A 23733-nucleotide genomic window follows, 5' to 3' on the forward strand; every position below is an offset into this window, starting at 1 on the left:
GGATGGTCAGTCTATCTTCAGCGTATGCAGTTTGTCGAGGTTCTGGTCGTATACCGTCATCGATGCGTTACCGAGCTCGATCATTCCGCAGGAATAGTGGGGCGGTTCGTTGCGTTTGAGGAACGGCGCCATGGTCATGAAGTGAATACCGTAACGCTTGAAATACGCACTGCGGTGCAGGTGACCGGTGAAACAGGCGGTGATGTTCTCGTAGCGTCTCAGTACATCCGTTACTTCGTCGTGGTTCCACAAGAGGCCGTGCGGTTCGTCGGAGGTTTCTTTGAGTAAGGGGAAATGGCAGAAAAGGATAACCTGTTCTCCCGATTCACGTGTTTCGTCAAGCTGTCGTTCGAGCCAATGAATCTGTTCTTCTCCGACGGCTCCGCTGTAAAGGTTTGCCCAGGGATCATGGTTCAGGAGATTTTTTCTGGCTTTATCGGAAGTTCTTTCAGGTCTGGATTCCGGATTGATATCCATACCGTGCAGTACGATAAAGCGTATGCCGTTTATGCTGAAGGTGTAGTACGGTGCATCGAGTCCGGTTTCTTCGAGGTAGCGGTCCAACGGAGCGCCGAGGCAGTGGTTGCCGGCAACATGGTACAATGGTCCGGGGTATTCGCGGAGAACAGCGGTTGCTCCCACGAGGTTTTCCACTGCTTCAGGTCCTTTACCGTCAATCAGGTCACCGAGTTGTACGACAAACGCCACCCGGTTTTCTCGCCAGAAATCAAAGCAGGTGTGCAGGTCGTTTTTTTCCTCGATGCGGTCACCGTTACCATAATGAATGTCGGTGATGACGCCGAACTTGAGGGAGCTTTCTGCCATTGTTTTTCGGTGATTCAAGAGATGCCATGGCACCCCTATGTATTGTTATGAGCGGAACCTCTCTATCTGCTCAACGAAGCAATTGAACCGTGCAATAAATACATTGGGGGCCAATCAGTTGGTGAATTCCGACAAATACTTTTCCATGAAATCGTCTATATCGCCGTCAAGGACGGTTTCTATGTCGTGCCGCTCATGGTTCGTTCTGTGGTCCTTGATTCTGCGGTCGTCCATGACGTAGCTGCGGATCTGGCTGCCCCACTCGATTTTCTTTTTCTTGCCTTCAACTTCCTGCTTGCGTGCTTCTTCTTCCTCACGCTGTTTCTGATAGAGCTGAGCTCGCAGCATTTTCATTGCACGTTCCCGGTTCTGAAACTGTGAACGTTCCTGCTGGCAGGATACGACGATACCGGAAGGCATATGCTTGATACGTACGGCAGTTTCAACCTTGTTGACGTTCTGTCCACCTTTGCCACCACTTCGGAAGGTGGATAGTTCCAGATCTTCCTTGCGGATGTCGATCTCGGCATCCGGTGGTGCTTCCGGATAGGTAAAAACACTGGCGAACGAGGTGTGGCGGCGGGCGTTCGAGTCGAATGGCGATACTCTCACCAGACGATGTACGCCGTTTTCTGCTTTCAGATACCCGTAGGCGTATGGGCCCAGTATCTCGAGCGTGGCGGTTTTTATGCCTGCCCCTTCCCCTTCCTGATAATCATCCGTATAGACCTTGAACCCTTTTCGTTCCGCCCATCGCATGTACATCCGGTAGAGCATTTCTGCCCAGTCCTGGGCTTCGGTGCCGCCAGCGCCTGCATGTATGGTGATCAGGGCGTTACCGGGATCATCCTTGCCTGAAAGCATGTTTCTGAACTCGATAGCCGTGATTTCCTGCTCGATTGCACCGATGCGGGGATCAATCCCTTCAGCGAGAGATTCGTCACCCAGTTCTTCTGCAATCTCCAGCTCTTCTTTCAGCTCTGTGCTTTCCTTTTCGAGTTTTTGAAACCCTTCGGTCCAGATCTTGTGTTCACTGATCTCAGCAAGAATCTTCTGGGCTTCCTGCTGGTTGTCCCAGAAATTTTCTTCTGCGGTGATCTGTTCGAGTTCTCCTATTTTTTTCAGTCGTTCATCGACGTCAAAGATACCCCCGTAACTGCTCGATGCGATGATGTATTTCGTGCAGTCGTTCTTTTTCCGGTTCAAACATATTGTTTCTCCTGTTTATAGGTGCCGCTGCCAGTAGTGTTGGAAGCCTTGCCAGAGCGCTCTTACCATGAAACAAAGGCGCACTTGTGCTATTTTTGCCCTTTATTATCAAGCTCCTGCGAGCTTTTGCAAAGAGCAGAGAGCGGACTATACGTATTGTGGTTCGACTGGCAGGCTTACAGCCTGATCTTTCAATCCTAAAAAATCATTTTTTTCACATAATGCAAACGCAACTTTTCCCTATTTTGCATCAGTTTACAACAGATATACCCATTTTCCAATGAGTCATACTTTTTATCAGCGCAAACCTTCAGTCAGTAATCGAAAATTCGATGGCAGAAGACGTGTCGTTATCGAAGGAATTTCACCTGAGATAGACGATGGACGTTATCCCGCCAAAAGAGTTTCGGGAGAAACGGTCGCGGTGGGAGCGGATATTTTTTCCGATGGAGCCGATATCGTACGTGCGGATCTTTGCCATCGGGTCAAATCGTCGAAATCAAAAGCATGGAAACGTGTTCCTCTGAAGCCCCTTGTCAACGACCGTTGGGAGGGGGCCTTTGTTGTGGGGGAACCCGGTATATGCGAGTATACCATCGAAGCATGGGTTGACCATTTCCAGACATGGCGGAGAGGGTTGATCAAGAAAATAGACGCAGGTCAGGATGTTACCCTCGAACTGAAAACGGGGGCAGTGATGATCGATGATGCGGCCGGCCGTGCACCGAAAAAAGATGCCGCACGATTAATGGAACTGGCTTCGATCGTTACTTCAGCCGAAAGAAAGGTTGCGGAGTCGGCAGCTCTATGCGACGAGCTTCATGATCTTATGCAGCGTTACCCTGACAAAGCGTTTGCCGCGCAGTACGGTCGCATCCTTGAAATAAAGGTCGATCAGAAAAAAGCGGGATTCAGTTCCTGGTATGAACTTTTTCCTCGTTCCTGGGCAGAGGAGCCTGGCAAACACGGCTCTTTCAAGGAATGTCTGCGCATGTTGCCGCTTATTTCCCGGATGGGATTCGATGTCGTGTATCTTCCCCCCATCCACCCGATCGGTTCGACGAAGCGGAAAGGAAAAAACAATGCCCTGGTTGCCCAGCCGGATGATCCCGGCAGTTGCTGGGCGATAGGAAGTAGTGATGGCGGGCATAAGGCCGTTCACCCGGAACTTGGAACCCTGAAGGATTTCGAGGCATTTGTCCGTGAGGCTGACGACCATGGCATTTCAATTGCAATGGACATTGCTTTCCAGTGTTCTCCTGATCATCCGTATGTGAAAGAGCATCCCCAATGGTTCAAATGGCGCCCAGACGGAACGGTACAGTTCGCGGAAAATCCACCAAAGAAATACGAAGATATTCTGCCGATTGATTTTGAAACGGATGACTGGGAGAACTTGTGGATCGAACTCAAAAGTGTGATGCTTTTCTGGATAGAAAAAGGGGTCAGGATATTCAGGGTGGACAATCCGCATACCAAGGCGTTTCTGTTCTGGGACTGGGCTATCAGCGAGATACAGAAGGAGTACCCCGATACGGTTTTTCTGGCCGAAGCATTCACTCGTCCGAAAGTCATGGCAAGACTTGCCAAAGGGGGCTTCAGCCAGTCGTATACCTATTTTACGTGGAGAAACACCAAGAAAGATCTTCAGGAATACCTCACGGAACTGACGACTACAGGACTCAAAGAGTACATGAGACCGAATTTCTGGCCCAATACTCCGGACATTCTGCATGAAGAGCTGCAGGCAGGGCATCGTTCCACATTCATTACCAGGATGGTGCTTGCAGCAACGTTGTCTTCGAACTATGGAATGTATGGCCCTGCATATGAGCTCTGTGAGCATGTACCCGTCAGAAAAGGAAAAGAGGAATATCTCGATTCGGAAAAGTACGAGATCAAGCAGTGGGACATGGACAGACCGGGGAATATCCGTGCCGAAATCACAGCGGTGAATCGTATACGAAAAGAGAATCCAGCTCTGCAGCAAACCAACGACATCGAATTTGTAAGAGTTGACGCAGGAGAGGGGCATGAGCACGATATGCTGATGGCGTATCTGAAGCGTTCGCCGGACGGCGGGAACATCATTCTGACAGTCGTCAATCTCGATCCGCAAAATACTCATGCCGGTTGGTTACGGTTTCCGCTTGAACGATTCGAACTGCCTCATACTCATCGTTTCAGGGTTGAAGATCTCTTGAGTGGGCGTACGTATGAATGGGACAGCGAGTGGAATTACGTCGAGCTGAACCCCGAACAGGTACCGGTACATATCTTCAAGGTCCATCTGTACCTCCAATAGTCACGAGTGTTTTATTAACCAGGAACCCTGAAATCAAAAACAGCGGTTTCGAAATTATCTCTCAAATTATCATTGCCAAACTTTATGCCGCGAGTTTCTGACGCATATCAGCCCGAGCCACTCTGGTACAAAGACGCCATTATTTACGAGGCGCACGTGAAGACTTTTCATGACAGCAACAATGACGGTATCGGCGACTTCGAAGGATTGCGCCAGAAGTTACCTTACCTGGAAAGCCTCGGTATTACCGCGATCTGGCTACTGCCGTTTTACCCGTCACCGTTAAAGGATGACGGCTATGATATCGCCGATTACATGGAGGTCAATCCGGATTACGGTACCATCGAGGATTTCAAATTGTTTCTCGATGAAGCTCATGAACGGGGGTTGAAGGTGATTACCGAGCTGGTCATCAATCATACATCGGATCAGCACGCATGGTTCCAGCGCTCCCGTAAAGCCAAGCCTGGTTCGGTCGAAAGGAATTTCTACGTATGGAGCAAAGATCCCGGAAAATATGCTGATGCGCGGATCATTTTTCAGGACTTCGAGGCTTCGAACTGGAGTTATGACAATGTTGCCGAAGAGTATTACTGGCATCGTTTCTACCACCATCAACCCGATTTGAATTTTGAGAATCCCGCTGTTGAAAAAGCAATCTACAAGGTGCTGGACTTCTGGCTGGAGATGGGGGTTGACGGACTGCGTCTCGATGCGGTCCCCTATCTCTATGAAGAAGAGGGGACCAACTGTGAAAACCTTTCCCGTACCCATGAATTTCTAAAAAGGTTACGCAACCATGTCGATAGGAAGTTTCCGAATCGCATGTTGCTCGCCGAGGCGAATCAGTGGCCGGAAGACGCGGCGGAATATTTCGGAGAAGGTGACGAGTGCCACATGAACTTTCATTTTCCTCTTATGCCGAGGATGTTCATGGCGCTTGAAATGGAAGACCGGTTTCCTATTATCGATATCCTCGAACAGACCCCGGAAATACCTGAAAGCTGTCAGTGGGCCTCTTTTCTGCGCAATCATGATGAACTGACCCTCGAAATGGTTACCGATGAAGAGCGTGACTATATGCGCCGCGTTTACGCAAACGATCCGAGGGCGAGAATCAATCTCGGGATAAGGCGTCGTCTCGCCCCGCTTATGTCGAGCAACCGCGGCAAGGTAGAGCTTATGAACATCATGCTGCTCTCGCTTCCGGGTACACCGGTGTTGTATTACGGCGATGAGATCGGCATGGGTGACAACTACTATCTTGGTGATCGTGACGGTGTGAGGACTCCCATGCAGTGGAACAGTGACCGAAATGCCGGTTTTTCGAGAGCCAATCCCCAGCAGTTACAGCTTCCGGTGATCATCGACCCGGAATACCATTACGAAGCGGTCAACGTCGAAGTCCAGGAAGGCAACATCAACTCTCTCTTGTGGTGGATGAGGCATATGCTCGTGATAGCGCGCCGTTACAAGGCGTTCAGTCGAGGAGATGTAGGGTTCATCCATGCCGAAAATCCTCAGGCACTGATATTTACCAGGAGCTATGAGGACGAGACCATGCTTTGCATCATCAACCTTTCCAAGAGCCCTCAGGCGGTGAATATCGATCTTTCTGAATACGAGGGATTCGTACCCGAAGAGGTGTTCAGCCTCAGTTATTTTCCCCGTATCAGATCGACACCATACACCATTACGCTCGGGCCTTACGGGTATTTCTGGTTCAGGCTTGTTGAAAGCCATGAGGAGATCGAGGATCGCCCCTATCTCGAACACACCTTTGCGAAGGTGTCTCACTGGAAGGACCTTTTTCGGGGGAAATATCTCGAACGTATCGAGACCAGGATTCTGCCGAAGTATATCCGAAACTGCCGTTGGTTCGGAGGGAAGGCACGCAAAATAGTCAGGGTTGCAATAAACGAGAACATCGAGGTCAGGGGGCATGACAATATACGTTACCTGATTGTCGAAGTTCGCTACCCAAGCGGTCCGAACGAGCTCTATCAACTTCCTGTATCCTACGTTCCTGCCGAACAGATAGATCAGGAAGATGAAAACTTCTCGAAGCGGGTCATCGTCAAAGTCAAGGTCGGTGAGCAGGAGGGATATCTGTGTGATGCGGCCTGGCAGGAGGATTTCCATAAGGTGTTGCTGGACATGATTGTCGGGCAGTCCGATCTCAAAGGCAACGCTGGAAAAATAACCTCGTTGCGGGGAGCGAAACTCGATGGTTTTCTTGCCGGGGGAGCGGTTGATGAAATCGACTCCACATTGTTCGGTGCCGAACAGAGCAATACGTCCATAATGTACGATGACTCACTCTGTTTGAAACTCTACAGGAAGATCTCTTCAGGTGTTTCGCCCGAAGTTGAAATTTGCCGTGTACTGACCGAAAATACAACGTTCGATAGTGTGCCGTTGTACCTCGGTACGCTCAATTACACTAAAAACAGAAGGGAGCAGTGCTCTCTGGCTGTATTACAGAATTTTGTGCCCAATCAGGGAGACGCCTGGAAAGTCACTCTGAACTTCGTGCACCGCTACTATGGAGATGTGCTTGCAAAACAGCACCTTATCGAAACGGTTCCGGAACTTCCGGTTTCCGGAGGAAATAAAGTACCGATGCCTGCGATCATGCATGAGCTTATCGGTGAGGTGTATCTTGAAATGGTCAAGAAGCTTGCCGAAAGAACGGCAGGTATGCATAAAGCGCTTGCTTCGAAACGGCTTGGAGATGACTTCGCACCGGAACCCTTTACAACGCTTTACCAGCGTTCCATTTACCAGTCGATGCGCGAGCAGGTGAAGAGGGGGATGGTGATGTTGAAACAACAGAGGAGAAAAATCGCCGTCGAGCATCAGGAACTGGCTGAAGAGATACTCGAGAGCGAACAGGCTATCCTGCAGCAGCTTTCCCATATAAAGCAGGGAAAAATAGATGGCGGAAAGATAAGAATTCACGGTGACTACCATCTGGGTCAGGTACTGTTTACCGGTAAGGATTTCATTATCATCGACTTCGAAGGAGAGCCCGCGAGGTCACTGAGTGAACGACGTCTCAAACGCTCGGTTTTCAGGGATCTTGCCGGGATGATTCGCTCGTTCCATTATGCAGCCTTCAATGTGCTGATAAACGACAAGTCGATCAGGCCGGAAGATGTCGAGTATCTCGAGCAATGGGCTGAACTATGGAGCTTCTATGTGGGAGAACATTTCTATGAGATGTATGCACAGCAGATCAAAGGCAAGGGTTTGATTCCGAAAAACCAGCAACAGCAGTCCATGCTGCTTCGCGCGTACCTTATGGACAAGGCTATTTACGAGTTGAACTATGAGCTGAACAATCGTCCAGAGTGGGTTGGTATAGCGCTCAAGGGATTGCACAGGCTGTTGGAGTCGTAATGTGCCAATACAGGTATTCCGGGATCTGGTGACGTTACCGATCCCGGCGGAGCCGGGACAGAAATATTCACGAGGCTGTCTCGTTAGTCCAATAATAAGTCTTTCTGTCGTCATCCTCGGGCTTGACCCGGGGATGCATCTTCCAATGAAAGTCAGTGTGGATGCCGCATCGAGTGCAGCATGACTCTCTGCTTGAAACGTATGCATGGAGATCGATTGTCGTGGAGCTCTTACCGCTCGTTACCGTGTATTGACATATCGGTTGATTTTGCGTGGAGGCATGAGTGTTCAATAGAATAGATTCCATTACAGGACTATGGAAACATTTTCTGAAAGCGCGGAAAAGATTCTCCAAAAACTGCAGGTGACGCCAGATGGGTTGACGTCCGAAGAAGCCGCCCGAAGGTTGAAGCGATATGGCGAGAACCGGCTCAGGGAAGAGGAAAAGATTTCGGTATGGGCGATTTTCCGTCAGCAGTTCCAAAGTGTTCTTGTCTGGTTACTGATCGTTGCCGTTCTTATTTCCCTTTTACTCGGTGACGTTCTCGAAAGCGTGGTCATCGGTTTTATTCTTGTCGCCAACAGCGTCATCGGATTTCTGCAGGAGTTCCGGGCGGAAAAAGCTCTTGAAGCCCTGAAAAGAATCTCGGGTTTGAAGGCCAAGGTGCTGCGTGACGGGCATGTCGTCAAGCTCGAAACACGCCTGTTGGTTCCCGGAGATATTATTCTGCTTGAAACAGGTGATCGTATTCCTGCAGACGCGCGTCTGCTGGAGCTTATGAATCTGGAGTCCCAGGAATCGATGCTCACCGGTGAGTCTACGCCGGTAAACAAGACAACTGAAGAGGTTTCGCCTGAAGCTCCGCTTGCCGAACGCTTCAACATGGTTTATTCGGGGACGATCGTCGCAAAGGGACGAGCTATGGCGGTCGTTACCGGAACCGGGATGGAAACCGAGCTTGGCAGGATTGCCGAGCTTCTTGCAGATGAGAAAGACGGGCGCCGTAGTCCGTTGCAGAAAAAAATCAACCGTTTTTCACGCCGTCTCGCTCTTATCGTCATCGTTGCTGCAGTACTGATGTTTCTGCTTACCTGGTTGTCAGGCGAGGATTTGCTCGAAACCTTCAAAACTGCGCTCAGCCTCGCTGTTGCCGCCATACCCGAAGGCCTTCCAGCCGTAGTGGCCCTCACGCTTGCGAAGGGAGTACAGCGCATGGTGAAAAAGAATGCGATCGTGCGTCACCTTCCGGCAATTGAAACGCTGGGGTCTTCGTCGGTTATCTGTTCGGATAAAACAGGGACCATGACGGTCAACCGTATGAGTGTCAGGAAAATCTATGCCGATGGGTCGGAACTCGAGGTGGGAGAAGGCAATCCGTCGGAAGCAGCCGGTGCACAAGATCTTGAACTGCTTTTCAGAATAGGTGCTCTCTGTAACGACGCGCGGCCCGATCCTGACGGTGGAATTTTCGGTGATCCGACGGAAGCGGCACTCCTGCTTTCGGCAAAACAGCACGGTCTTGATTCTCTTGAACTCCAGGGGAGATATCCGCGCATTGACGAGATAGGTTTCGACTCGGAGCGCAAGATGATGTCCACCCTGCATGATGTTTCAGGCGCAGGGATGGTGATGTATACGAAAGGTGCACCGGATGTGCTGTTGATGCAGTGTACGCATGTGATGATGAACAATCAGGAGGTCCCTCTCGATGATGCGCTTTACCGGGATATTCTGCAGAAAAACGAAGCTTTTGCGCAAAACGCCTTGCGGGTGCTCGGTTTTGCGTGGAAAAGAGTGCACAGTCGTGATGATTTTACCGAAAATAATCTGGTTTTTGCCGGGCTCCAGGCGATGAACGATCCTCCGAGACAGGAGGTGATCGATGCCGTTGCTCGATGCCGCAGTGCCGGGATCAAGGTTGTTATGATTACCGGAGACCAGAAGCTGACGGCAGAGGCTATAGGCCGTGAACTGGGCATAACCGGGCGTGCAATGACAGGTGCGGATCTCGAGGAAATTGACGATATCGGTGAGGTTGTCGAGGACGTGTCGATTTTTGCGCGTGTCAGCCCGGAACAGAAGATCAATATCGTCGAGGCATTGCAGAAAAAAGATCATGTTGTCGCCATGACCGGTGACGGTGTCAATGATGCCCCTGCTCTCAAGCAGGCAGATATAGGCGTTGCGATGGGGCGGGGCGGGACGGACGTTGCGCGAGAAGCATCGACAATGGTATTGACCGACGATAATTTCGCATCGATTGTCAAAGCCGTCGAAGAGGGGAGGGCGATCTTCGATAATCTCAGAAAGTTCGTTTTCTCTCTTCTCGCAGGTAACATAAGCGAGGTGATGATCATAATTCTTGCTGTTCTTGTGGGGCTCAAGCTTCCCCTCGTGGCAATCCAGATACTCTGGATCAACCTCGTAACGGATGGATTGCCCGCGCTTGCTCTCGGATTCGAACCGAAAGCGCCGAATATCATGAGACGCCCTCCTGTCGCCAGATTGTCTTTTATTGTCGACAGGCTGATGATCATCCGGCTTGTGGTGGTGTGTTTTGTCATTACGGCCGGTTGTCTGGGGCTGTACATCAATGCGCTCTATTCTACGGGCTGGAGCTGGGGTGAAGCTCTCGATAGCGCCAGCCCGGACTATCTCTATGCCTCGACCATGGCGTTTACTTCGCTGGTCATCCTTGAAATGGTCAACGCTTTTCATGCCAAATCCGAAACGGAAAACATTTTCACCCTCAAGGCTTTTTCCAATCCCTGGCTGACAGGAGCGGTTGCTTTTTCCTTAGTTCTGCATCTCGTGGTTCTTTATTCGCCCCTGAATCACGTTTTTCACTCGGTACCGCTGGGAATTGCTGACTGGGGGATAATACTGGGGGTGAGCGCAGTGCTGATTCTTGCCGATAGTATCTTCAAAACAGTCGTCAAGCAACGCCAAGCGGGGGTATGGCGATGAATAGATAGATAAAAAGCAGGAATTGAAATGCTGCTACCTCAGAAACATCTCTCAGCTGTCAAGACAAGGAAGAGTGCTGAGCACAATTCAAAGGTCTAACCGATTTTCGAGGAAATCCTCCGATGCAGCGGCGCTGATATCCTTGCGCCCCAAATCGTAATCATCGGTTTTCTTTCGCAGAATGACGGTTCCCTTGTTATCGACGGCATAATAATAGACGGTTTCATCGTCTATCTGAAGCTCCTTTCTTATTTCCGAAAATTTTGCTGATTGCATTGTGGTGCTCCTTGTAACTTGGTTTTGCTTGTATCCGGGTCGGTAATGAACCGTGTTTTCTTGAAATGTAGGTAGTATTTACTGGAATAAGAAAGCTGCCTCGATATTATCGTTTAACGAGAATCTGCACGTTCCTGCCGAAGCATTCCCTATGTGAACACGGACTTCCGGCAGGCACTGAAAGTGCTCCTTGCCGAATTCACCCCTTCCATCCCACAGGCAAACCGTGGTTGAGGATTTCGGGAGCAGACTGCCGGAAGGTTTCGATCGTTCAGCCTCTTGTAAAACAGTGTTTTTTTTGAGCTTGAGCTTCGACTGAAATGAGTCTGTCTGTGTAAGGGCGTTCTGCTGCAGAGTGAAAAGCAACAGCAAAACTGTGAACAACAGGGTGAGAGAGGGGAACGCCGTGTTTTGTAAGACCGGATGTTTCATACGAAAACGGGTTGGTCGAGTTATCGGTCTCGAAGGTAGTGAACCTTCCTGTTCCAATGCATTGTAAGTACAATAATATAAATCATTTCTACCGTTTCCGGCAGCTATAGCGTTCCTGTTTCACTGTCAATTCTGTTCGACGGCTGCCTTCAGGAAACAGGGATTGTCGGGGTGAAAGAAGTTCTCGGCTTAAAAGCTTGGGATCATATCGAAATGAAGAGTCTCTACTACTGCTCTCTTTTCACCTGTTCCCACAATGTATCCAACTCTTCCGAGGTGTGTTCCCGCCAGCTTCTTCCCGATTGGTTGACCAGTCCTTCGAGGGTTATGAAGCGTTTCATGAACTTGTTTGTCGATTTACGCAAAGAGTCTTCGGGATTTACTCCGATAAAGCGGCTGTAGTTGACGATAGTGAAGAGAATATCTCCGAACTCCTCCTCTTTTTCTTCTTTGCTTCGGGCATTTCTCAATTCTTCGATTTCTTCGAGGAGTTTGTCGAGTACGTTTTCATCGCTACTCCAGTCGAAGCCGATACCGGCTACTTTTTTCTGCACCCGGTAGGCCCGGAGCAGTTCTGACATTGCCTTTGGAACACCGTCGAGAAGGCTTCTGCGCCCTTTTTCTTTCAGTTTGAGGGATTCCCAGTTTTTCAGTACCTCCTGTTCATTGTCGGCGACGGTCTCTCCGAAAACATGGGGATGTCGGTTGATGAGCTTGTCGCAAAGAGCGTCGAACACTTCGGAAAAAGTGAACTTGCCGGTTTCTTCCGCCATCAGCACCTGAAAGGCGACATGGAGGAACAGGTCACCAAGTTCTTTCTGCAGTTCCCGGTCGTCGTTTTCATCGATGGCATGGATCAGTTCGTAGCTTTCTTCAAGCAGGAGATGTGACAACGATTCCGGGGTTTGTTTGCGGTCCCATGGGCATTCGGAACGGAGCACTTTTACCAGATTGATGACCCGATCGAACTTTTCCTGCAGGGTACTGCCTTTTTCATTGAGGACCTCGTTTCTGAGATGTGTTATATCCCGCTCTTGAGATGGTTCCATGGTGATGATCCAAAAGTGTTATTCGTATGCTCGAGGAGGCTCGGTGTCGTGGCAAAGTTACCATTTTATCGATGATTTTCAGTACTTTTGAGCAGGCGGTTTCTATCAATTCGCTCCGTTCCCCGGTTACAGTTCGCTCTGTGAAAGAATGGTGGAGCTGCTCGCTGCAAATCATAGGTGTTTTGTAAAAAAGCATTTCTCTGAAAAACAATGATGTCATGGATCTGAAAGGCAAGGTTGCAGTGGTGACGGGTTCGAGTTCGGGAATCGGTTTCGATCTTTGCGGGCTGCTCACTCAAAAGGGTTGTGTTGTGTACGGTTTCAGCCGCCGCAGGACAATAGTGGATGCCGAGGATTTTACCTGGTTGCAGACCGATGTGACACGACAGGAGGATATCGATCGTTCATTCGACACCATCTTCAGCCGCCATGATCGGGTTGATCTGCTGGTGAACAATGCGGGTTTCGGGGTGTTCGGGGATGTTGAAACCATCTTGCCGGAAACGTGGGTTAGACTCATTGCAACCAATCTTACGGCAACCTTTCTCTGTACGCGAAGGGTGGTGCCGGGTATGAAAGCTGTTCAGGGTGGCACGATCGTAAACGTTTCGTCTATTGCCGGAAAAAAAGGGTTCAGGGGTGGCTCTGCATATTGTGCATCGAAATTCGGCGTCAACGGTTTTTCACAAGCGGTTATGGAGGAACTGCGCGACTACGGCATCCGGGTCTGCTCGGTGAATCCGGGTTTGACCGACACGGAGTTTTACAGGGGTGACGGGGTCGATCCGGAACAGCTGATGAAATCTCAGGAACTTGCCGCGCTCATTGTTTCCCTGATCGAGCTTCCCGATGCGATGCTGCCGGATGAAATACAGGTAAGGCCGATTAAACTGGATTGATATAATTATCGTTATGAGTGAACCATTGTCTCTCGTCGCTCAGAGTGAGCCGATTGCCGCCATAGCAACACCGGTGGGGGTTGGTGCGCTTGCTGTTGTGAGAATGAGCGGTGAGGGAGTTTTTTCTATTGCCGACAAGGTTTTTTCCAAAGTCCGTTCGCCCGAAACGTCACTGGCCGACTCACCAGGGTATACCGCTCACTTCGGAAAGTTGCATGACGGGGACCGGATGATCGATGAAGTTATCGTGCTGGTGTTCCGGTCACCCGATTCGTTCACGGTCGAGGATATGGTTGAAATCACCTGTCACGGCGGACCGGTGGTGACACAGCAGGTATTGAAGCTTCTGCTCGATAGCGGCTGCAGGCTTGCAGAGCCGGGCGAATTTACCCGCCGTGCGTTTCTGAACGGAAGGATCGATCTTCTGCAGGCCGAAGCGATCGGAGAGATGATCCACGCCCGTTCGGAATCGGCCTATCGAACCGCGGTCAACCAGATGAAGGGAGGGCTTTCCGGGAAACTCGGTGCCTTGCGGGAACAACTGCTGCAATCCTTTGCTTTGCTGGAACTCGAGCTCGATTTCAGTGAAGAGGACGTTGAATTCCAGAGCCGCGAGGAGCTGTCAGGACAGATCGAGATGCTACAGCGTGAAGTCGAGCAACTCGTTGACTCCTATCAGCATGGCAGATTGCTGAGCGAAGGTGTGGCAACCGCCATCATCGGCAAACCCAACGCCGGCAAATCGACGTTGCTTAACGTCTTGCTTGGTGAAGAGCGGGCGATCGTCAGCCATATGCCGGGTACCACGAGGGACTATATCGAGGAGTGTTTCATTTACGATAAAACCATGTTCCGGCTTACCGATACGGCAGGGCTTCGCGATACAGAAGAGGAAATCGAGCATGAAGGTATCCGGCGCAGTTACGAAAAAATCGCCGAGGCCGACCTGATCCTCTACCTGATGGATATCGGTTCTTCAGATTATGAGCAGGAGGTGCCGGCTGTTACCGAGCTTCGGGAGAAGCACCCTGACGGAAAGCTCCTGATCATAGCGAACAAGACGGACACCACTGAAGACAGCGTGAAGCGGATGGATATTGTTTCGGAAAAGACCGGGTGCAAGGTGCTTGGTATTTCTGCTCTGAAACAGGACGGCCTCGATGTTCTGAAAGCCGAGATGAACATGATGGTCGAGGGGCTGGACAAGCTGCACGACGCGAGCGTGCTCGTCACCAGCATGCGTCACTACGAAGCCCTGCGCAACGCTGCCGATGCCCTGCAGAACGCTCATGAACTGATCGAAGCACGATCGGAAACCGAGCTCATAGCTTTCGAACTCCGCTCAGCCCTCGATTACGTCGGCGAGATCACCGGGAAAGTGGTCAACGAGGAAGTCCTCAATGTCATTTTCGGTCAATTCTGTATCGGGAAGTGAAGTATCTGAAGCAGCAGGGGTATCCAAGCAGAGTTTTCACCATTGAGAAGCCCATGACGTCGTATGGAATTTTCGAGACAACAGGTGAGCATCGCCGGTTTTCATAAATCCAGATGTGTCTGTGAGGTAGTGCTGGTTCGACGAATAATGCTCGGGTGTTCATCGGCTCGATAGGTAATTCTGCTTTGTATATATGCACCTGTTTTGCTTTTTTCTTCGGTAGAGGTCGATTGCGCCTCTACGAGCTGTTTGATCGATAAGCAAGCTCAACCGGAAATACATCCAAGCCTGAATCGGCAACAAGGATTTTTAGCCGTAGCGATCAAATAAAACCTGACTCGAAAGTCTCGAGAAATTGAATATATTCGGTACGGATGCATCGCGGCTGGTATATGTATTATTGATCGACTCGATGTAATTCTTTGGATTCAAGAACGGTCAGTTGGCGTTAGTGACGAAGACGGATGAGAGTATAATGGTTGTGGAGGATAGTGACATTTTCAGCGAATCGGACGGTATTCGGGAACTCGGTTACGACGAGTTGTCGCCGGCCCCGATAGAGTCGGCGGCAGCGTTTTCTTCAGCGCGCGTCGTCGCGGTTCATAAAGACCGTTTCGTCATTTCAAATGGGCGTATAGACGTGTTTGCCGAGTTGACGGGCAGGTTTCATTATGGAGCGGAATCCGCAGTAGACCTGCCGACAGTAGGGGATTGGGTTCGTGCAGACTTCTTCGATGATGACACCCACGCTGTTATTCATGAACTCATTCCACGGAAAAGTCTCTTGAGACGCAAAAGTGTCGGCAAGAACATCGATTATCAGTTGATCGGTGCAAACATCGATGTAGCGTTTGTCCTTCAGTCTCTCGACGACAATTTCAATCCGAGGCGCCTCGAGCGATATCTTGTGATGATTCACGAGAGCGGGATCGTACCCGTTGTGCTGTTCAGCAAGTCCGATCTATTTTCTCCCGAAGAAGTGGAACAGAAGCTTGCGAGTATCGGCGATTTGGTCGCAGGGCTCGATGTGATTGCGTTCAGCAGCGAAAACGGCGCACATGTAGAACAAATCGAGGCATTGATGAAGCCTCGCAGGACCTATTGTCTGGTGGGTTCCTCAGGAGTTGGCAAATCGACCTTGCTCAATCGGCTTTTAGGGCGTAATGAGGCCGCGACGCAGCCTGTTCGGGAAAAAGACAGTAGAGGCAGACACACCACCACGCATCGAGAGTTGATACGGTTACCCTCAGGCGCTCTTGTTATCGATACTCCCGGTATGCGCGAATTAGGCAATCTCTTTATCGAGACTGGAATCGGTGAGACGTTTTCCGAAATTGCGGAACTCGAGCGTCAATGCAAGTTCAACGATTGCTCTCATACCAATGAAAAAGGCTGTGCAGTCCGGGCGGCGATTGAACGTGGAGAACTTTCCGAGCAGCGCTACGAAAACTACGTCGCTATGCAGCGCGAGGCAGCCTATAACGAGATGTCATACTACGAAAAACGCCGGAAAGACCGTGCATTCGGAAAAATGGTCAAGTCCGTGAAAAAACAGAAGAAGTTAAGATAGGGGAAGTTGTTTATTAGCTTTAAAAGTATGGATTGTAATACATGATTAACGTTCGATAATAGAAATAGTTACAAGCACTTCTCTCCTCCGGGATAACCGCGATCTTGGACGGAAATCAGCATTTTTCCATTAGGATTTATTTTGTCTTCTTGTCTATACTGATCAATGGTAAAATCGGTAAAGCTCGGATTCTTTTTTCCAATTCCACAACATGGACTCGATTACGCAAGCGGCTCTTGGTGCAGCGGTTGCTCATGCCGCGTGGCATAAGCCGTTAGGTCGAAAAGCTTTTCTTTGGGGGGCTTTTTTCGGTACGCTGCCCGATCTGGATGTTGTTTTCTTTCCCCTCCTCGATGATGTTCAGCAGCTTTACTGGCACCGGGGCGAGTCCCATTCGATCTTTTTTGTTCTGATTGGCGGCGCATTGCTCGGCGCGCTGTTGTGCAGCGCCAGATGGAAAATAAAGATCTCTCCTCAACGGGCCATGGCGGGAATGGTACTGATACTGGCAACCCATGTGCTGATAGACTATTTCAATAGTTACGGAACCCAGTTGCTTGCACCGTTTTCACGATTTGGTTTCAGCCTCGGCAACTTATTTATCATCGATCCGCTTTACACTGGACCACTGTTGCTGGGTATTATAGCGGCAGCATTTTCCAGATCCGGGCATGGATACAGATTCACATGGGCGGGACTGGCAGTAAGCTCTGCATACATTCTCTTTTCGCTTGTCTCCCATGCATACGCAGATTCGGTGTTCAGCCGTCAGCTGGAGGCAAAACAGATCGGGGTGAAAGCTTCTTACACAGGCGCCACTCCGATGAACACGCTCTTATGGCGGCATGTAGCGCTCACCGATTCCGGGATTCTGATAGGTTACTTCTCTGTTGTCGCAGATTCTGGGGAGGAAGAGATCGAGTTTGTGACCGTGCAGAGGAATGAAGCACTGATTGCCCCATATCGGGGTCAACGCAATGTTGAAGCGGTGGATTGGTTTTCAAATGGTTTTTGGGTGGCCGAAGAGATTGATGGTGTTATAACTATGGCCGATCTCAGGTTCGGGGAACTGAGAACCGATCCAAACGACCCTCCTGAAAAGTGGCAGTACATTTTTGCCTGGGAGATACCGGATGATTCCGATTCATTACCGCAGCGATCAGTCAGCCTTAAAGAAAGCCGTAAGGCGATTGATACGTTATGGGCCAGGTTGACCGGGGATACTCGCGAGAGGAGTAAGTTTTAAAAGGATGCTATCAAAGCGAAAGAAAGGAAAAGAATCGTAGCCATGAGGATGGTCAGGTCACTGATTTTTCGCATGAACGCTTCCTGTCTCTCTTTATACATACTCGCGATAACGATTACGGCTGCATTGTTCGCCAGCAGAAAATAGGTGACGTTCGGAAGAATGTTGGTGAACGTGAAATAAAAAATGAGTGTTCCGGAGATCAGGCTGGCGATGATGAGGAGCTGTTTCGTTTGTGGAAAAGATAAGGTGTTGGCTATTGTTTTGATACCGCTCAAGAGATCGCCACGGTGGTCGCGCATGTCCCACATCACTTCTATAAAAAATGCGCAGATAAACACATAACCCCAGCATATCCACGCCATAAGTGAAAGTGGCCGACCTTCGAAAAGCAAAGGCAGAAAGACAAGAGCGGTTGCCCAATCGAGCGGAGGGGTGAGGTTTTTTACGATATAGATGTCTTTCAGCCGCCGGGCACCGTTCAAATTTCCGGAGAGAAAGGACGGAAGACACTTGTGGTTGTAGAGATACCCGATGAAGATTACGAGCACTGTTGCCCAGAAGGCCGGCTGTCCGAATTGGAACGATATAACGAGGCAAATGACGGAGAGCGGGTAGAAGGTCACGTAGGTGATGAGCTTTCGGTTTTCGAGAGCGTTCTTCAGCCCTTCGGGATCGTTCGTAGCATCTTCCGCTTCATCGGTGAGCCGGTTGTCCTGATATATAGAAAAGGTCAGGAGAAAGACGCATAAAAGGGTCCATCCATTTACCGGAATATCGAAATAAATCGACCAGCTCGCGGCGCCCAGCGCAGAAAGAAATGATAGATGAAGTTTATTTCTGAAAAAGTATTGGGGCACGATTCGCTGTTGCTTTCCGGATTTTTGGTGGTATTTCGTGTCTCGTTGATATACTGACAAAATAAGAACTTATTTGCAGAAGTTTCTTTTTCTTCTCCAATCAACAATCAAAGCGTTTGTCCGGCTTACTCTTCGTCGCCTTTGAAGCGAACGGACTAAGTGGCATCTGTTTGTCTGGAAATGTTTTTTTGTGTTATGCGAAAAATAAGCGTAAATACTGGTTGCCTGTTTTTTTCATGGCTTTGTTAACCACAAGGATAATTTCTGTAGTATGACTCGGCCTGTGGGATTTTCGGTATTGCTGTTTCTTGCAGTTTTTTTACTAGTAGTATCTTCTGTCAAACCAGCGTGTTCAGCATCCTCCAATGGTTATCTCAATGCCATATATGAGGAATGGGAGATTTCTGAAGATGAGACAATGGGGGTTGTCGGGTTGAGCCTATACCACAATTTCAGCGACTTTTTTTCTTTGGGTGTGGGTTCATGGATGGCTGTCAAAGGGGAGCGTGGTGGATTTATTACGCTTGGTGTAGACGGTAACCTTTGCTTGCCCATCACTGAAAGAATTGCTTTCGAGTCAGGCGTGTTTATCGGTGCAGGTGGAGGGAGAGGCGGGTATACTCTGAGCGGTGGAGGTCTCATGTTGCGTCCTCATGCCCAGTTGACCTATGATACCGGTTCGCTCGGCAGGTTGTCTGCCGGGATAAGCTATGTCCGGTTCCCCAACGGTGGTTCTATCGAGTCGACCCAGCCCTACATCACCCTTTCCTTGCCGTTTTATGCCTCTATGGAAAACGGATGGACGGATGACCATCCGGATGCGATGGCGCAGAAAAGGGACAGTAGTTCAAGGTCGAACTCTCTTGCTGCTGTTGTCAGGGATTTGCATGCAGTATCGGGTGCAGAAACGCTGAACGGTGCAGCTCAGAGAGATTTTACCTTGCTCGGAATCGAGTGGCGGTCCTATCTTAATGATCGCTGGTACGCTAAACTGGAAACCGAGGGTGCCGCCGGAGGAAACAGCAGGGGGTATATGCAGATTCTGCTCGGAGGCGGTGCCCAGATACCAGTTGCCGGTAATCTTTTTGTTAACGCCGATGCCTCCGTAGGTGGTGGCGGCGGCGGGAATGTCGATACCGGTGGAGGTCTTCTGCTCGATGCTTCCGCCGGTATCGGATATTATCTGACGTCTGGTCTTTTTACCGGTCTTTCCGGGGCGTATGTCACCGCTCCCGATGGGTCATTCGAGGCGACCAGTCTTGCTTTGAAGCTCGGGTATCGGTCCGGGGGTTCTCCTGCGAACGATGAAAAAGGTATCGGAAGGCATTCTGAAAAACCTTCGAATATGAGACTTCGCCTTGTCAATCAAATTTATTTCAAGGCATCGGATCTCTGGCGAACGCATCAGGCTGACATGAATGTCGAAAACATAGGGATTCAGGTCGATGGTTTTCTCGACCGTAACTGGTATTTGACCGGTCAGGGGCTTGCCGCTTATGGCGGTGATGCCGGAGCGTATATGACCGGGCTGCTTGGTTTAGGGGTGAGGAAAAACATCGTCGACAAGGCATTTGTCAATGCGGAGGGGCTTTTTGGTGCAGCAGGCGGCGGCGGGCTTGCAACCGGAGGTGGATTGGTCTGGCAGGGAAATGTCGGGCTTGGCTATGATCTGCATCCCTCGTTATCCGCTTTGGCAACAGTGGGGCGGATCGACGCTTTCGACGGAGATTTCAAAGCCGATGTGTTTGGCCTGTCACTTGCGTACAACTTCAACAGCTTTTTATTGCATTAGGGGGAAATAATTCCGAGGAGTTGTATTTTTCCCTTATGAATCCTGATTTATTCAAAAAGGGAGCAATGGCAGACCGTCGTGAGGTTGGAGTCGATATTGTCGATATAAGACGTATCAGGCTGTCATATGAGCGCTACGGCGAGCAGTTTCTGGAGAGAGTGCTGACGGAGAGGGAGATCGGCTATTGCAGGAAAAAGAAGGATATGATGTCGAGTGTTGCGGCGAGGTTTGCTGCGAAAGAGGCTGTGTCGAAAGCGATCGGGAGCGGTATGTCGAGAGGATTTTCATGGAAAAGCGTTGAAGTCGTCAACGATGAACATGGTAAGCCTTCGTTCCGGGTGCTCGATAAAGCGTTTGGTGTCGCAGGTGAAAACATCAGGTTATCTTTGTCGCACAGCGGTGATTATGCCGTTGCATTCGTTTTTCTCGATCTATGATCTACCCTCTTCAGAAAAGGGTTTTTGACACGTTTACGGTAAACAGTGAAGGAGATCGTTATGGAGTGCATGAAGACTGTGACCATTCAGTGTCCCTATTGCGGTGCCTTGAATGATGAACTTATCGACTGTTCGATCGAACCCCCTGAAGAATTTGTCGAAGATTGTGAAGTGTGCTGTAGTCCGATGTTGATCAGGATCTTGTCGGTAGACGGTGCGACTCCTGTTGTCGAGGTTCATCGCGAGAATGAGTAAAGCGAATGACTGAAATAAAAAACTCCCGTGGTTGCACGGGAGCGAACAAAGTATTGCGGTTTTGCAACAGCTTATGAGGTTTTCGAATTGCCTTCGTAAACTTCAATGCGTACATTCGTCACACCTTTTTGCAGCAAATCGATCTCCTTTGCGGCTTCGAGTGAGAGGTCGATGATTCTTCCTTCGATGTACGGTCCACGGTCATTGATCCTTACCAGGACTTTTTTGCCGTTGGAAAGGTTGGTAACGCGAACCATTGAATTGAAGGGCAGCGATTTGTGAGCTGCGGTCAATTCATGCATGTTAAAACGCTCGCCATTGGCTGTAAGGCGCCCATGGAATCTATCGGCATAGTATGACGCTTTACCTTCAGTAACCATGAAGAGTTTGCCGAGTTCTTTTTCTGCATCAGGCGCGGCAAGCGAATCACGTTGTATCTGCAGCGGATTGTTTAGGTCACATGGAGCCGGGATAGCAGAGATGCCGGTTTGTATGGTGGTATAATTTGCACTTGTCTGGCAGCCGGTCAGCTGAATAAGGAGAAAAAAAGCTAATAACGTATGAAAGGCGAAAGTGATTCGTCTGGTATCGACCATATTATCTTTGTTTGGTTAAGTCTGTTCCGGTTAAGTCTTGGTTCATTTGTCGGGAACAGATGGTATTTTTTGCGAAAAATACCTGAAAATCAATGCAACGCATTATATAACGTAAAGAAAAAAAAGTAAAAACAAAATCGATAAAGATTTTTCGCCTGTTCTGTTGTTGAGGATTTCGAGGTGAAGAGGTGTTGTGTAAACTATTGTCGCATGAATACGGTTATTAGATGTGCAATGTATCTGTCACGTATTCATGCACTTAATAAGAGATAACAGTATGCGTTTGATTCTGATGACCGGAAAAGGCGGGGTTGGAAAGACCTCTATGGCCGCTGCTACAGGGCTTCGCTGTGCTGAGTTGGGTTACAAGACACTGGTGTTGAGTACAGATCCGGCCCATTCCCTTGCAGACAGTTTTGATGTCGAACTGGGGCATAAACCGAAAGAGGTGTGTCGAAACCTCTGGGGTGCGGAACTCGATGTTCTCGAAGAACTCGAAAAGAACTGGGGATCGGTGAAACGATATATAACCGAAGTATTGCAGGCTCGGGGGCTTGAAGGTGTTCAGGCCGAAGAGTTGGCGATTCTTCCGGGATCGGATGAAATTTTCGGGCTTGTCAGGGTATTTCGCCATCACAAGGAGGGGAACTACGATGTGCTGATTATCGATTCGGCTCCTACTGGTACCGCTTTGCGGCTCCTGAGCGTTCCCGAAGTGACCGGATGGTATATGCGTCGCTTTTACAAACCCCTGGAGAAGGTTGCGGTTACGCTCCGGCCTATCGTTGAACCGATATTCAGACCGATTGCCGGTTTTTCGCTGCCTGACAAGCAGATGATGGATGTTCCCTATGAATTTCATCAGAAGATCGAACGACTGGGTGAGATTCTGACCGACAATACCATTACAACGGTCAGACTTGTCACCAATCCGGAGCGGATGGTGCTCAATGAATCATTGAGGGCGCACGCCTATCTCAGCTTGTACGATATTTCTACCGATTTGATTATCGCCAACAGGATTATTCCGGATGAAGTTACCGATCCTTATTTCCAGTACTGGAAGGAGAACCAGAAAACATACCGCCAGGATATTTATGAAAATTTCAATCCTCTTCCTGTAAAAGAGGTGCCGTTGTATTCGCGTGAAATATGTGGACTCGAAACCCTCGAGAAACTCAAGGAGTTGCTCTATGGTGACGAGGATCCTTCTCAGGTTTACTATAAAGAAAACCCGATGCGGGTCGAACAGGTTAAAAACGGCTATACCCTTGAAATATCCTTACCTGGAATAGAAAAGGATCAAGTTCAAATCAGCAAAAAAGGCGATGAATTGAATATTCGGATTGGCAATCATCGCAGGAATCTTGTGCTACCCCAAGCGCTTGCTACATTGAAGACTGTCGGTGCCGAAATGGAGAGCGAGCTTCTGAGGATTACCTTCGAAGGCGAAAACGGCAAAAGCTCCGGCAAAAAAAGTAAAAAAAACTGATAAAAGATGGTCTCTTTTCGCCGGGGGTTGATTTTAATTGTCGTTCTTGTTAAAATATTAAATATGCAGTATACCTATACCCCCAGTTAAATTTAACCGTTTCATACGGTGAGGAGGAGAAGAGCGTAATGTCTTTTCAGATAGGCGATCCGGTTATATACAGAAAACCCAAATGTTCCCCGTGTCCAGGACCACGGGCAAGGCAGGTATATCCGCTTGAGCATGGAGAGACGTATCATTATGTTGTTGACAAGTTTTGGAAAGTTGTCGGGGTCAATGATGATGAAACAGTCGATGTTGTCACCCGGACTGGAAAAACACATCGATTGGAGCAGGATGATCCAAATCTTCACAAGGCACGTTTTCTCACGTACCTTGTATTCAGAAAAAGATTTCCAGACCTCGAGGCGTTATAAAATACTTTGAGTTACCTGTATTCCGTTTAATCTTCACCTTCGCCTACAGGTTCCGAGCCTGTTTTCAGGTGATGTACTTCAGTGTCGAACCACAGTGGTTTTTCATTTCGGAGCATGCTGACGACAACCTGAAACTCCGATGCATCCTTGAAAACCCTGTTTTCAATGAGTTGATTGCTGGAATCATACAGAGCGATCCTTCCTTTATGCTCGTTGAGGTCCCATCTGCTGTAATAACTTGCAACAAGTATATTCGCCATAGTTCTTCA

The 23733-nt window shown here is 49.3% G+C and carries 21 protein-coding genes; 13 read left to right on the top strand and 8 right to left on the bottom strand.

Going from position 1 to position 23733, the window contains the following annotated elements:
* Window positions 1-6: 6 nt before the first annotated feature.
* Together QZ209_RS05985 and prfB are read right to left on the bottom strand one after the other, a co-directional pair.
* Window positions 7-825, bottom strand: a complete 819-nt coding sequence (locus tag QZ209_RS05985) for a metallophosphoesterase (RefSeq protein ID WP_294345712.1) — start codon at window positions 823-825, stop codon at window positions 7-9.
* Window positions 826-939: 114 nt separating this feature from the next.
* Window positions 940-2035 (bottom strand): peptide chain release factor 2 gene (gene prfB / locus QZ209_RS05990; protein ID WP_294345715.1). Its coding sequence is split into 2 segments (ribosomal slippage): window positions 940-1965 and window positions 1967-2035, totalling 1095 coding nucleotides; the frame shifts between segments, so codons are not numbered across the junction.
* A 279-nt stretch (window positions 2036-2314) separates the two neighbouring features.
* Between prfB and QZ209_RS05995 the strand changes: the two genes are divergently transcribed.
* From QZ209_RS05995 to QZ209_RS06010, 4 genes are all read left to right on the top strand, one after another.
* On the top strand, window positions 2315-4339 hold the full coding sequence (locus QZ209_RS05995; RefSeq protein ID WP_294345718.1) for an alpha-1,4-glucan--maltose-1-phosphate maltosyltransferase: 2025 nt from the start codon (window positions 2315-2317) through the stop codon (window positions 4337-4339).
* A gap of 84 nt (window positions 4340-4423) precedes the next feature.
* Complete coding sequence (gene treS / locus QZ209_RS06000) at window positions 4424-7741, top strand: maltose alpha-D-glucosyltransferase (protein WP_294345719.1); 3318 nt, start codon at window positions 4424-4426, stop codon at window positions 7739-7741.
* A gap of 1 nt (window position 7742) precedes the next feature.
* Window positions 7743-7925, top strand: coding sequence for a hypothetical protein (locus tag QZ209_RS06005; RefSeq protein ID WP_294345722.1), 183 nt, complete (start codon window positions 7743-7745; stop codon window positions 7923-7925).
* A 132-nt stretch (window positions 7926-8057) separates the two neighbouring features.
* Window positions 8058-10709, top strand: a complete 2652-nt coding sequence (locus QZ209_RS06010; RefSeq protein WP_294345724.1) for a calcium-translocating P-type ATPase, SERCA-type — start codon at window positions 8058-8060, stop codon at window positions 10707-10709.
* Between the two features lie 87 nt (window positions 10710-10796).
* Here QZ209_RS06010 and QZ209_RS06015 read toward each other — a convergent pair whose 3' ends face one another.
* The 3 genes from QZ209_RS06015 to mazG form a co-directional block, all read right to left on the bottom strand.
* On the bottom strand, window positions 10797-10985 hold the full coding sequence (locus tag QZ209_RS06015) for a hypothetical protein (RefSeq protein ID WP_294345726.1): 189 nt from the start codon (window positions 10983-10985) through the stop codon (window positions 10797-10799).
* A 78-nt stretch (window positions 10986-11063) separates the two neighbouring features.
* Window positions 11064-11417 carry a hypothetical protein gene (locus QZ209_RS06020; protein WP_294345728.1) on the bottom strand — a complete coding sequence of 118 codons (354 nt, stop codon included), beginning with the start codon at window positions 11415-11417 and terminating at the stop codon, window positions 11064-11066.
* A 227-nt stretch (window positions 11418-11644) separates the two neighbouring features.
* Window positions 11645-12466 carry a nucleoside triphosphate pyrophosphohydrolase gene (gene mazG / locus QZ209_RS06025; RefSeq protein WP_294345729.1) on the bottom strand — a complete coding sequence of 274 codons (822 nt, stop codon included), beginning with the start codon at window positions 12464-12466 and terminating at the stop codon, window positions 11645-11647.
* A gap of 218 nt (window positions 12467-12684) precedes the next feature.
* Here mazG and QZ209_RS06030 point away from each other — a divergent pair, with 218 nt between their 5' ends.
* The 4 genes from QZ209_RS06030 (at window position 12685) to QZ209_RS06045 (ending at window position 17616) form a co-directional block, all read left to right on the top strand.
* Window positions 12685-13365: an SDR family NAD(P)-dependent oxidoreductase gene (locus QZ209_RS06030; RefSeq protein ID WP_294345732.1), complete on the top strand. Its 681-nt coding sequence runs from the start codon at window positions 12685-12687 to the stop codon at window positions 13363-13365.
* A gap of 13 nt (window positions 13366-13378) precedes the next feature.
* Window positions 13379-14800 carry a tRNA uridine-5-carboxymethylaminomethyl(34) synthesis GTPase MnmE gene (gene mnmE / locus QZ209_RS06035; RefSeq protein ID WP_294345735.1) on the top strand — a complete coding sequence of 474 codons (1422 nt, stop codon included), beginning with the start codon at window positions 13379-13381 and terminating at the stop codon, window positions 14798-14800.
* A gap of 451 nt (window positions 14801-15251) precedes the next feature.
* The gene (rsgA, locus tag QZ209_RS06040; RefSeq protein ID WP_294345770.1) at window positions 15252-16370 is read left to right on the top strand and encodes a ribosome small subunit-dependent GTPase A; all 1119 of its coding nucleotides are present in this window, start codon (window positions 15252-15254) and stop codon (window positions 16368-16370) included.
* 211 nt (window positions 16371-16581) lie between these two features.
* On the top strand, window positions 16582-17616 hold the full coding sequence (locus QZ209_RS06045; RefSeq protein ID WP_294345738.1) for a metal-dependent hydrolase: 1035 nt from the start codon (window positions 16582-16584) through the stop codon (window positions 17614-17616).
* Here the strand turns inward: QZ209_RS06045 and QZ209_RS06050 are convergent.
* A complete protein-coding gene (locus tag QZ209_RS06050; RefSeq protein ID WP_294345743.1) occupies window positions 17613-18476 on the bottom strand; it encodes a UbiA family prenyltransferase in 864 nt (287 codons plus the stop codon). The genes QZ209_RS06045 and QZ209_RS06050 overlap by 4 nt on opposite strands.
* A gap of 271 nt (window positions 18477-18747) precedes the next feature.
* Between QZ209_RS06050 and QZ209_RS06055 the strand changes: the two genes are divergently transcribed.
* From QZ209_RS06055 to QZ209_RS06065, 3 genes are all read left to right on the top strand, one after another.
* Entirely contained in the window at window positions 18748-20268 is a 1521-nt protein-coding gene (locus QZ209_RS06055; protein ID WP_294345746.1) for a hypothetical protein, read from the top strand.
* Window positions 20269-20333: 65 nt separating this feature from the next.
* The gene (gene acpS / locus QZ209_RS06060) at window positions 20334-20705 is read left to right on the top strand and encodes a holo-ACP synthase (RefSeq protein ID WP_294345748.1); all 372 of its coding nucleotides are present in this window, start codon (window positions 20334-20336) and stop codon (window positions 20703-20705) included.
* A gap of 60 nt (window positions 20706-20765) precedes the next feature.
* Window positions 20766-20960 carry a CPXCG motif-containing cysteine-rich protein gene (locus tag QZ209_RS06065; RefSeq protein ID WP_294345750.1) on the top strand — a complete coding sequence of 65 codons (195 nt, stop codon included), beginning with the start codon at window positions 20766-20768 and terminating at the stop codon, window positions 20958-20960.
* A gap of 71 nt (window positions 20961-21031) precedes the next feature.
* Here the strand turns inward: QZ209_RS06065 and QZ209_RS06070 are convergent, their stop codons facing one another.
* Window positions 21032-21556: a septal ring lytic transglycosylase RlpA family protein gene (locus QZ209_RS06070; protein ID WP_294345755.1), complete on the bottom strand. Its 525-nt coding sequence runs from the start codon at window positions 21554-21556 to the stop codon at window positions 21032-21034.
* 277 nt (window positions 21557-21833) lie between these two features.
* Here QZ209_RS06070 and QZ209_RS06075 point away from each other — a divergent pair, with 277 nt between their 5' ends.
* Together QZ209_RS06075 and QZ209_RS06080 are read left to right on the top strand one after the other, a co-directional pair.
* Complete coding sequence (locus tag QZ209_RS06075) at window positions 21834-23048, top strand: TRC40/GET3/ArsA family transport-energizing ATPase (RefSeq protein WP_294345757.1); 1215 nt, start codon at window positions 21834-21836, stop codon at window positions 23046-23048.
* Window positions 23049-23176: 128 nt separating this feature from the next.
* A complete protein-coding gene (locus QZ209_RS06080; RefSeq protein WP_294345759.1) occupies window positions 23177-23464 on the top strand; it encodes a hypothetical protein in 288 nt (95 codons plus the stop codon).
* A gap of 26 nt (window positions 23465-23490) precedes the next feature.
* On the opposite strand, the gene QZ209_RS06085 is transcribed toward QZ209_RS06080, so the two are convergent.
* Complete coding sequence (locus tag QZ209_RS06085) at window positions 23491-23724, bottom strand: hypothetical protein (protein WP_265371541.1); 234 nt, start codon at window positions 23722-23724, stop codon at window positions 23491-23493.
* Window positions 23725-23733 lie beyond the last annotated feature (9 nt).

It is taken from the genome of Prosthecochloris sp., assembly GCA_015482705.2.
In the GTDB taxonomy this organism is placed as follows: Bacteria; Bacteroidota; Chlorobiia; order Chlorobiales; family Chlorobiaceae; genus Prosthecochloris.

Bases quoted from the DNA above. Each gene is read 5' to 3' on its own strand.
- QZ209_RS05985 (WP_294345712.1), bottom strand. From the start codon at position 825: ATGGCAGAAAGCTCCCTCAAGTTCGGCGTCATCACCGACATTCATTAT.
- QZ209_RS05995 (WP_294345718.1), top strand. From the start codon at position 2,315: ATGAGTCATACTTTTTATCAGCGCAAACCTTCAGTCAGTAATCGAAAA.
- treS (WP_294345719.1), top strand. From the start codon at position 4,424: ATGCCGCGAGTTTCTGACGCATATCAGCCCGAGCCACTCTGGTACAAA.
- QZ209_RS06010 (WP_294345724.1), top strand. From the start codon at position 8,058: ATGGAAACATTTTCTGAAAGCGCGGAAAAGATTCTCCAAAAACTGCAG.
- QZ209_RS06015 (WP_294345726.1), bottom strand. From the start codon at position 10,985: ATGCAATCAGCAAAATTTTCGGAAATAAGAAAGGAGCTTCAGATAGAC.
- QZ209_RS06020 (WP_294345728.1), bottom strand. From the start codon at position 11,417: ATGAAACATCCGGTCTTACAAAACACGGCGTTCCCCTCTCTCACCCTG.
- mazG (WP_294345729.1), bottom strand. From the start codon at position 12,466: ATGGAACCATCTCAAGAGCGGGATATAACACATCTCAGAAACGAGGTC.
- QZ209_RS06030 (WP_294345732.1), top strand. From the start codon at position 12,685: ATGGATCTGAAAGGCAAGGTTGCAGTGGTGACGGGTTCGAGTTCGGGA.
- mnmE (WP_294345735.1), top strand. From the start codon at position 13,379: ATGAGTGAACCATTGTCTCTCGTCGCTCAGAGTGAGCCGATTGCCGCC.
- QZ209_RS06045 (WP_294345738.1), top strand. From the start codon at position 16,582: ATGGACTCGATTACGCAAGCGGCTCTTGGTGCAGCGGTTGCTCATGCC.
- QZ209_RS06055 (WP_294345746.1), top strand. From the start codon at position 18,748: ATGACTCGGCCTGTGGGATTTTCGGTATTGCTGTTTCTTGCAGTTTTT.
- acpS (WP_294345748.1), top strand. From the start codon at position 20,334: ATGGCAGACCGTCGTGAGGTTGGAGTCGATATTGTCGATATAAGACGT.
- QZ209_RS06065 (WP_294345750.1), top strand. From the start codon at position 20,766: ATGGAGTGCATGAAGACTGTGACCATTCAGTGTCCCTATTGCGGTGCC.
- QZ209_RS06070 (WP_294345755.1), bottom strand. From the start codon at position 21,556: ATGGTCGATACCAGACGAATCACTTTCGCCTTTCATACGTTATTAGCT.
- QZ209_RS06075 (WP_294345757.1), top strand. From the start codon at position 21,834: ATGCGTTTGATTCTGATGACCGGAAAAGGCGGGGTTGGAAAGACCTCT.
- QZ209_RS06080 (WP_294345759.1), top strand. From the start codon at position 23,177: ATGTCTTTTCAGATAGGCGATCCGGTTATATACAGAAAACCCAAATGT.
- QZ209_RS06085 (WP_265371541.1), bottom strand. From the start codon at position 23,724: ATGGCGAATATACTTGTTGCAAGTTATTACAGCAGATGGGACCTCAAC.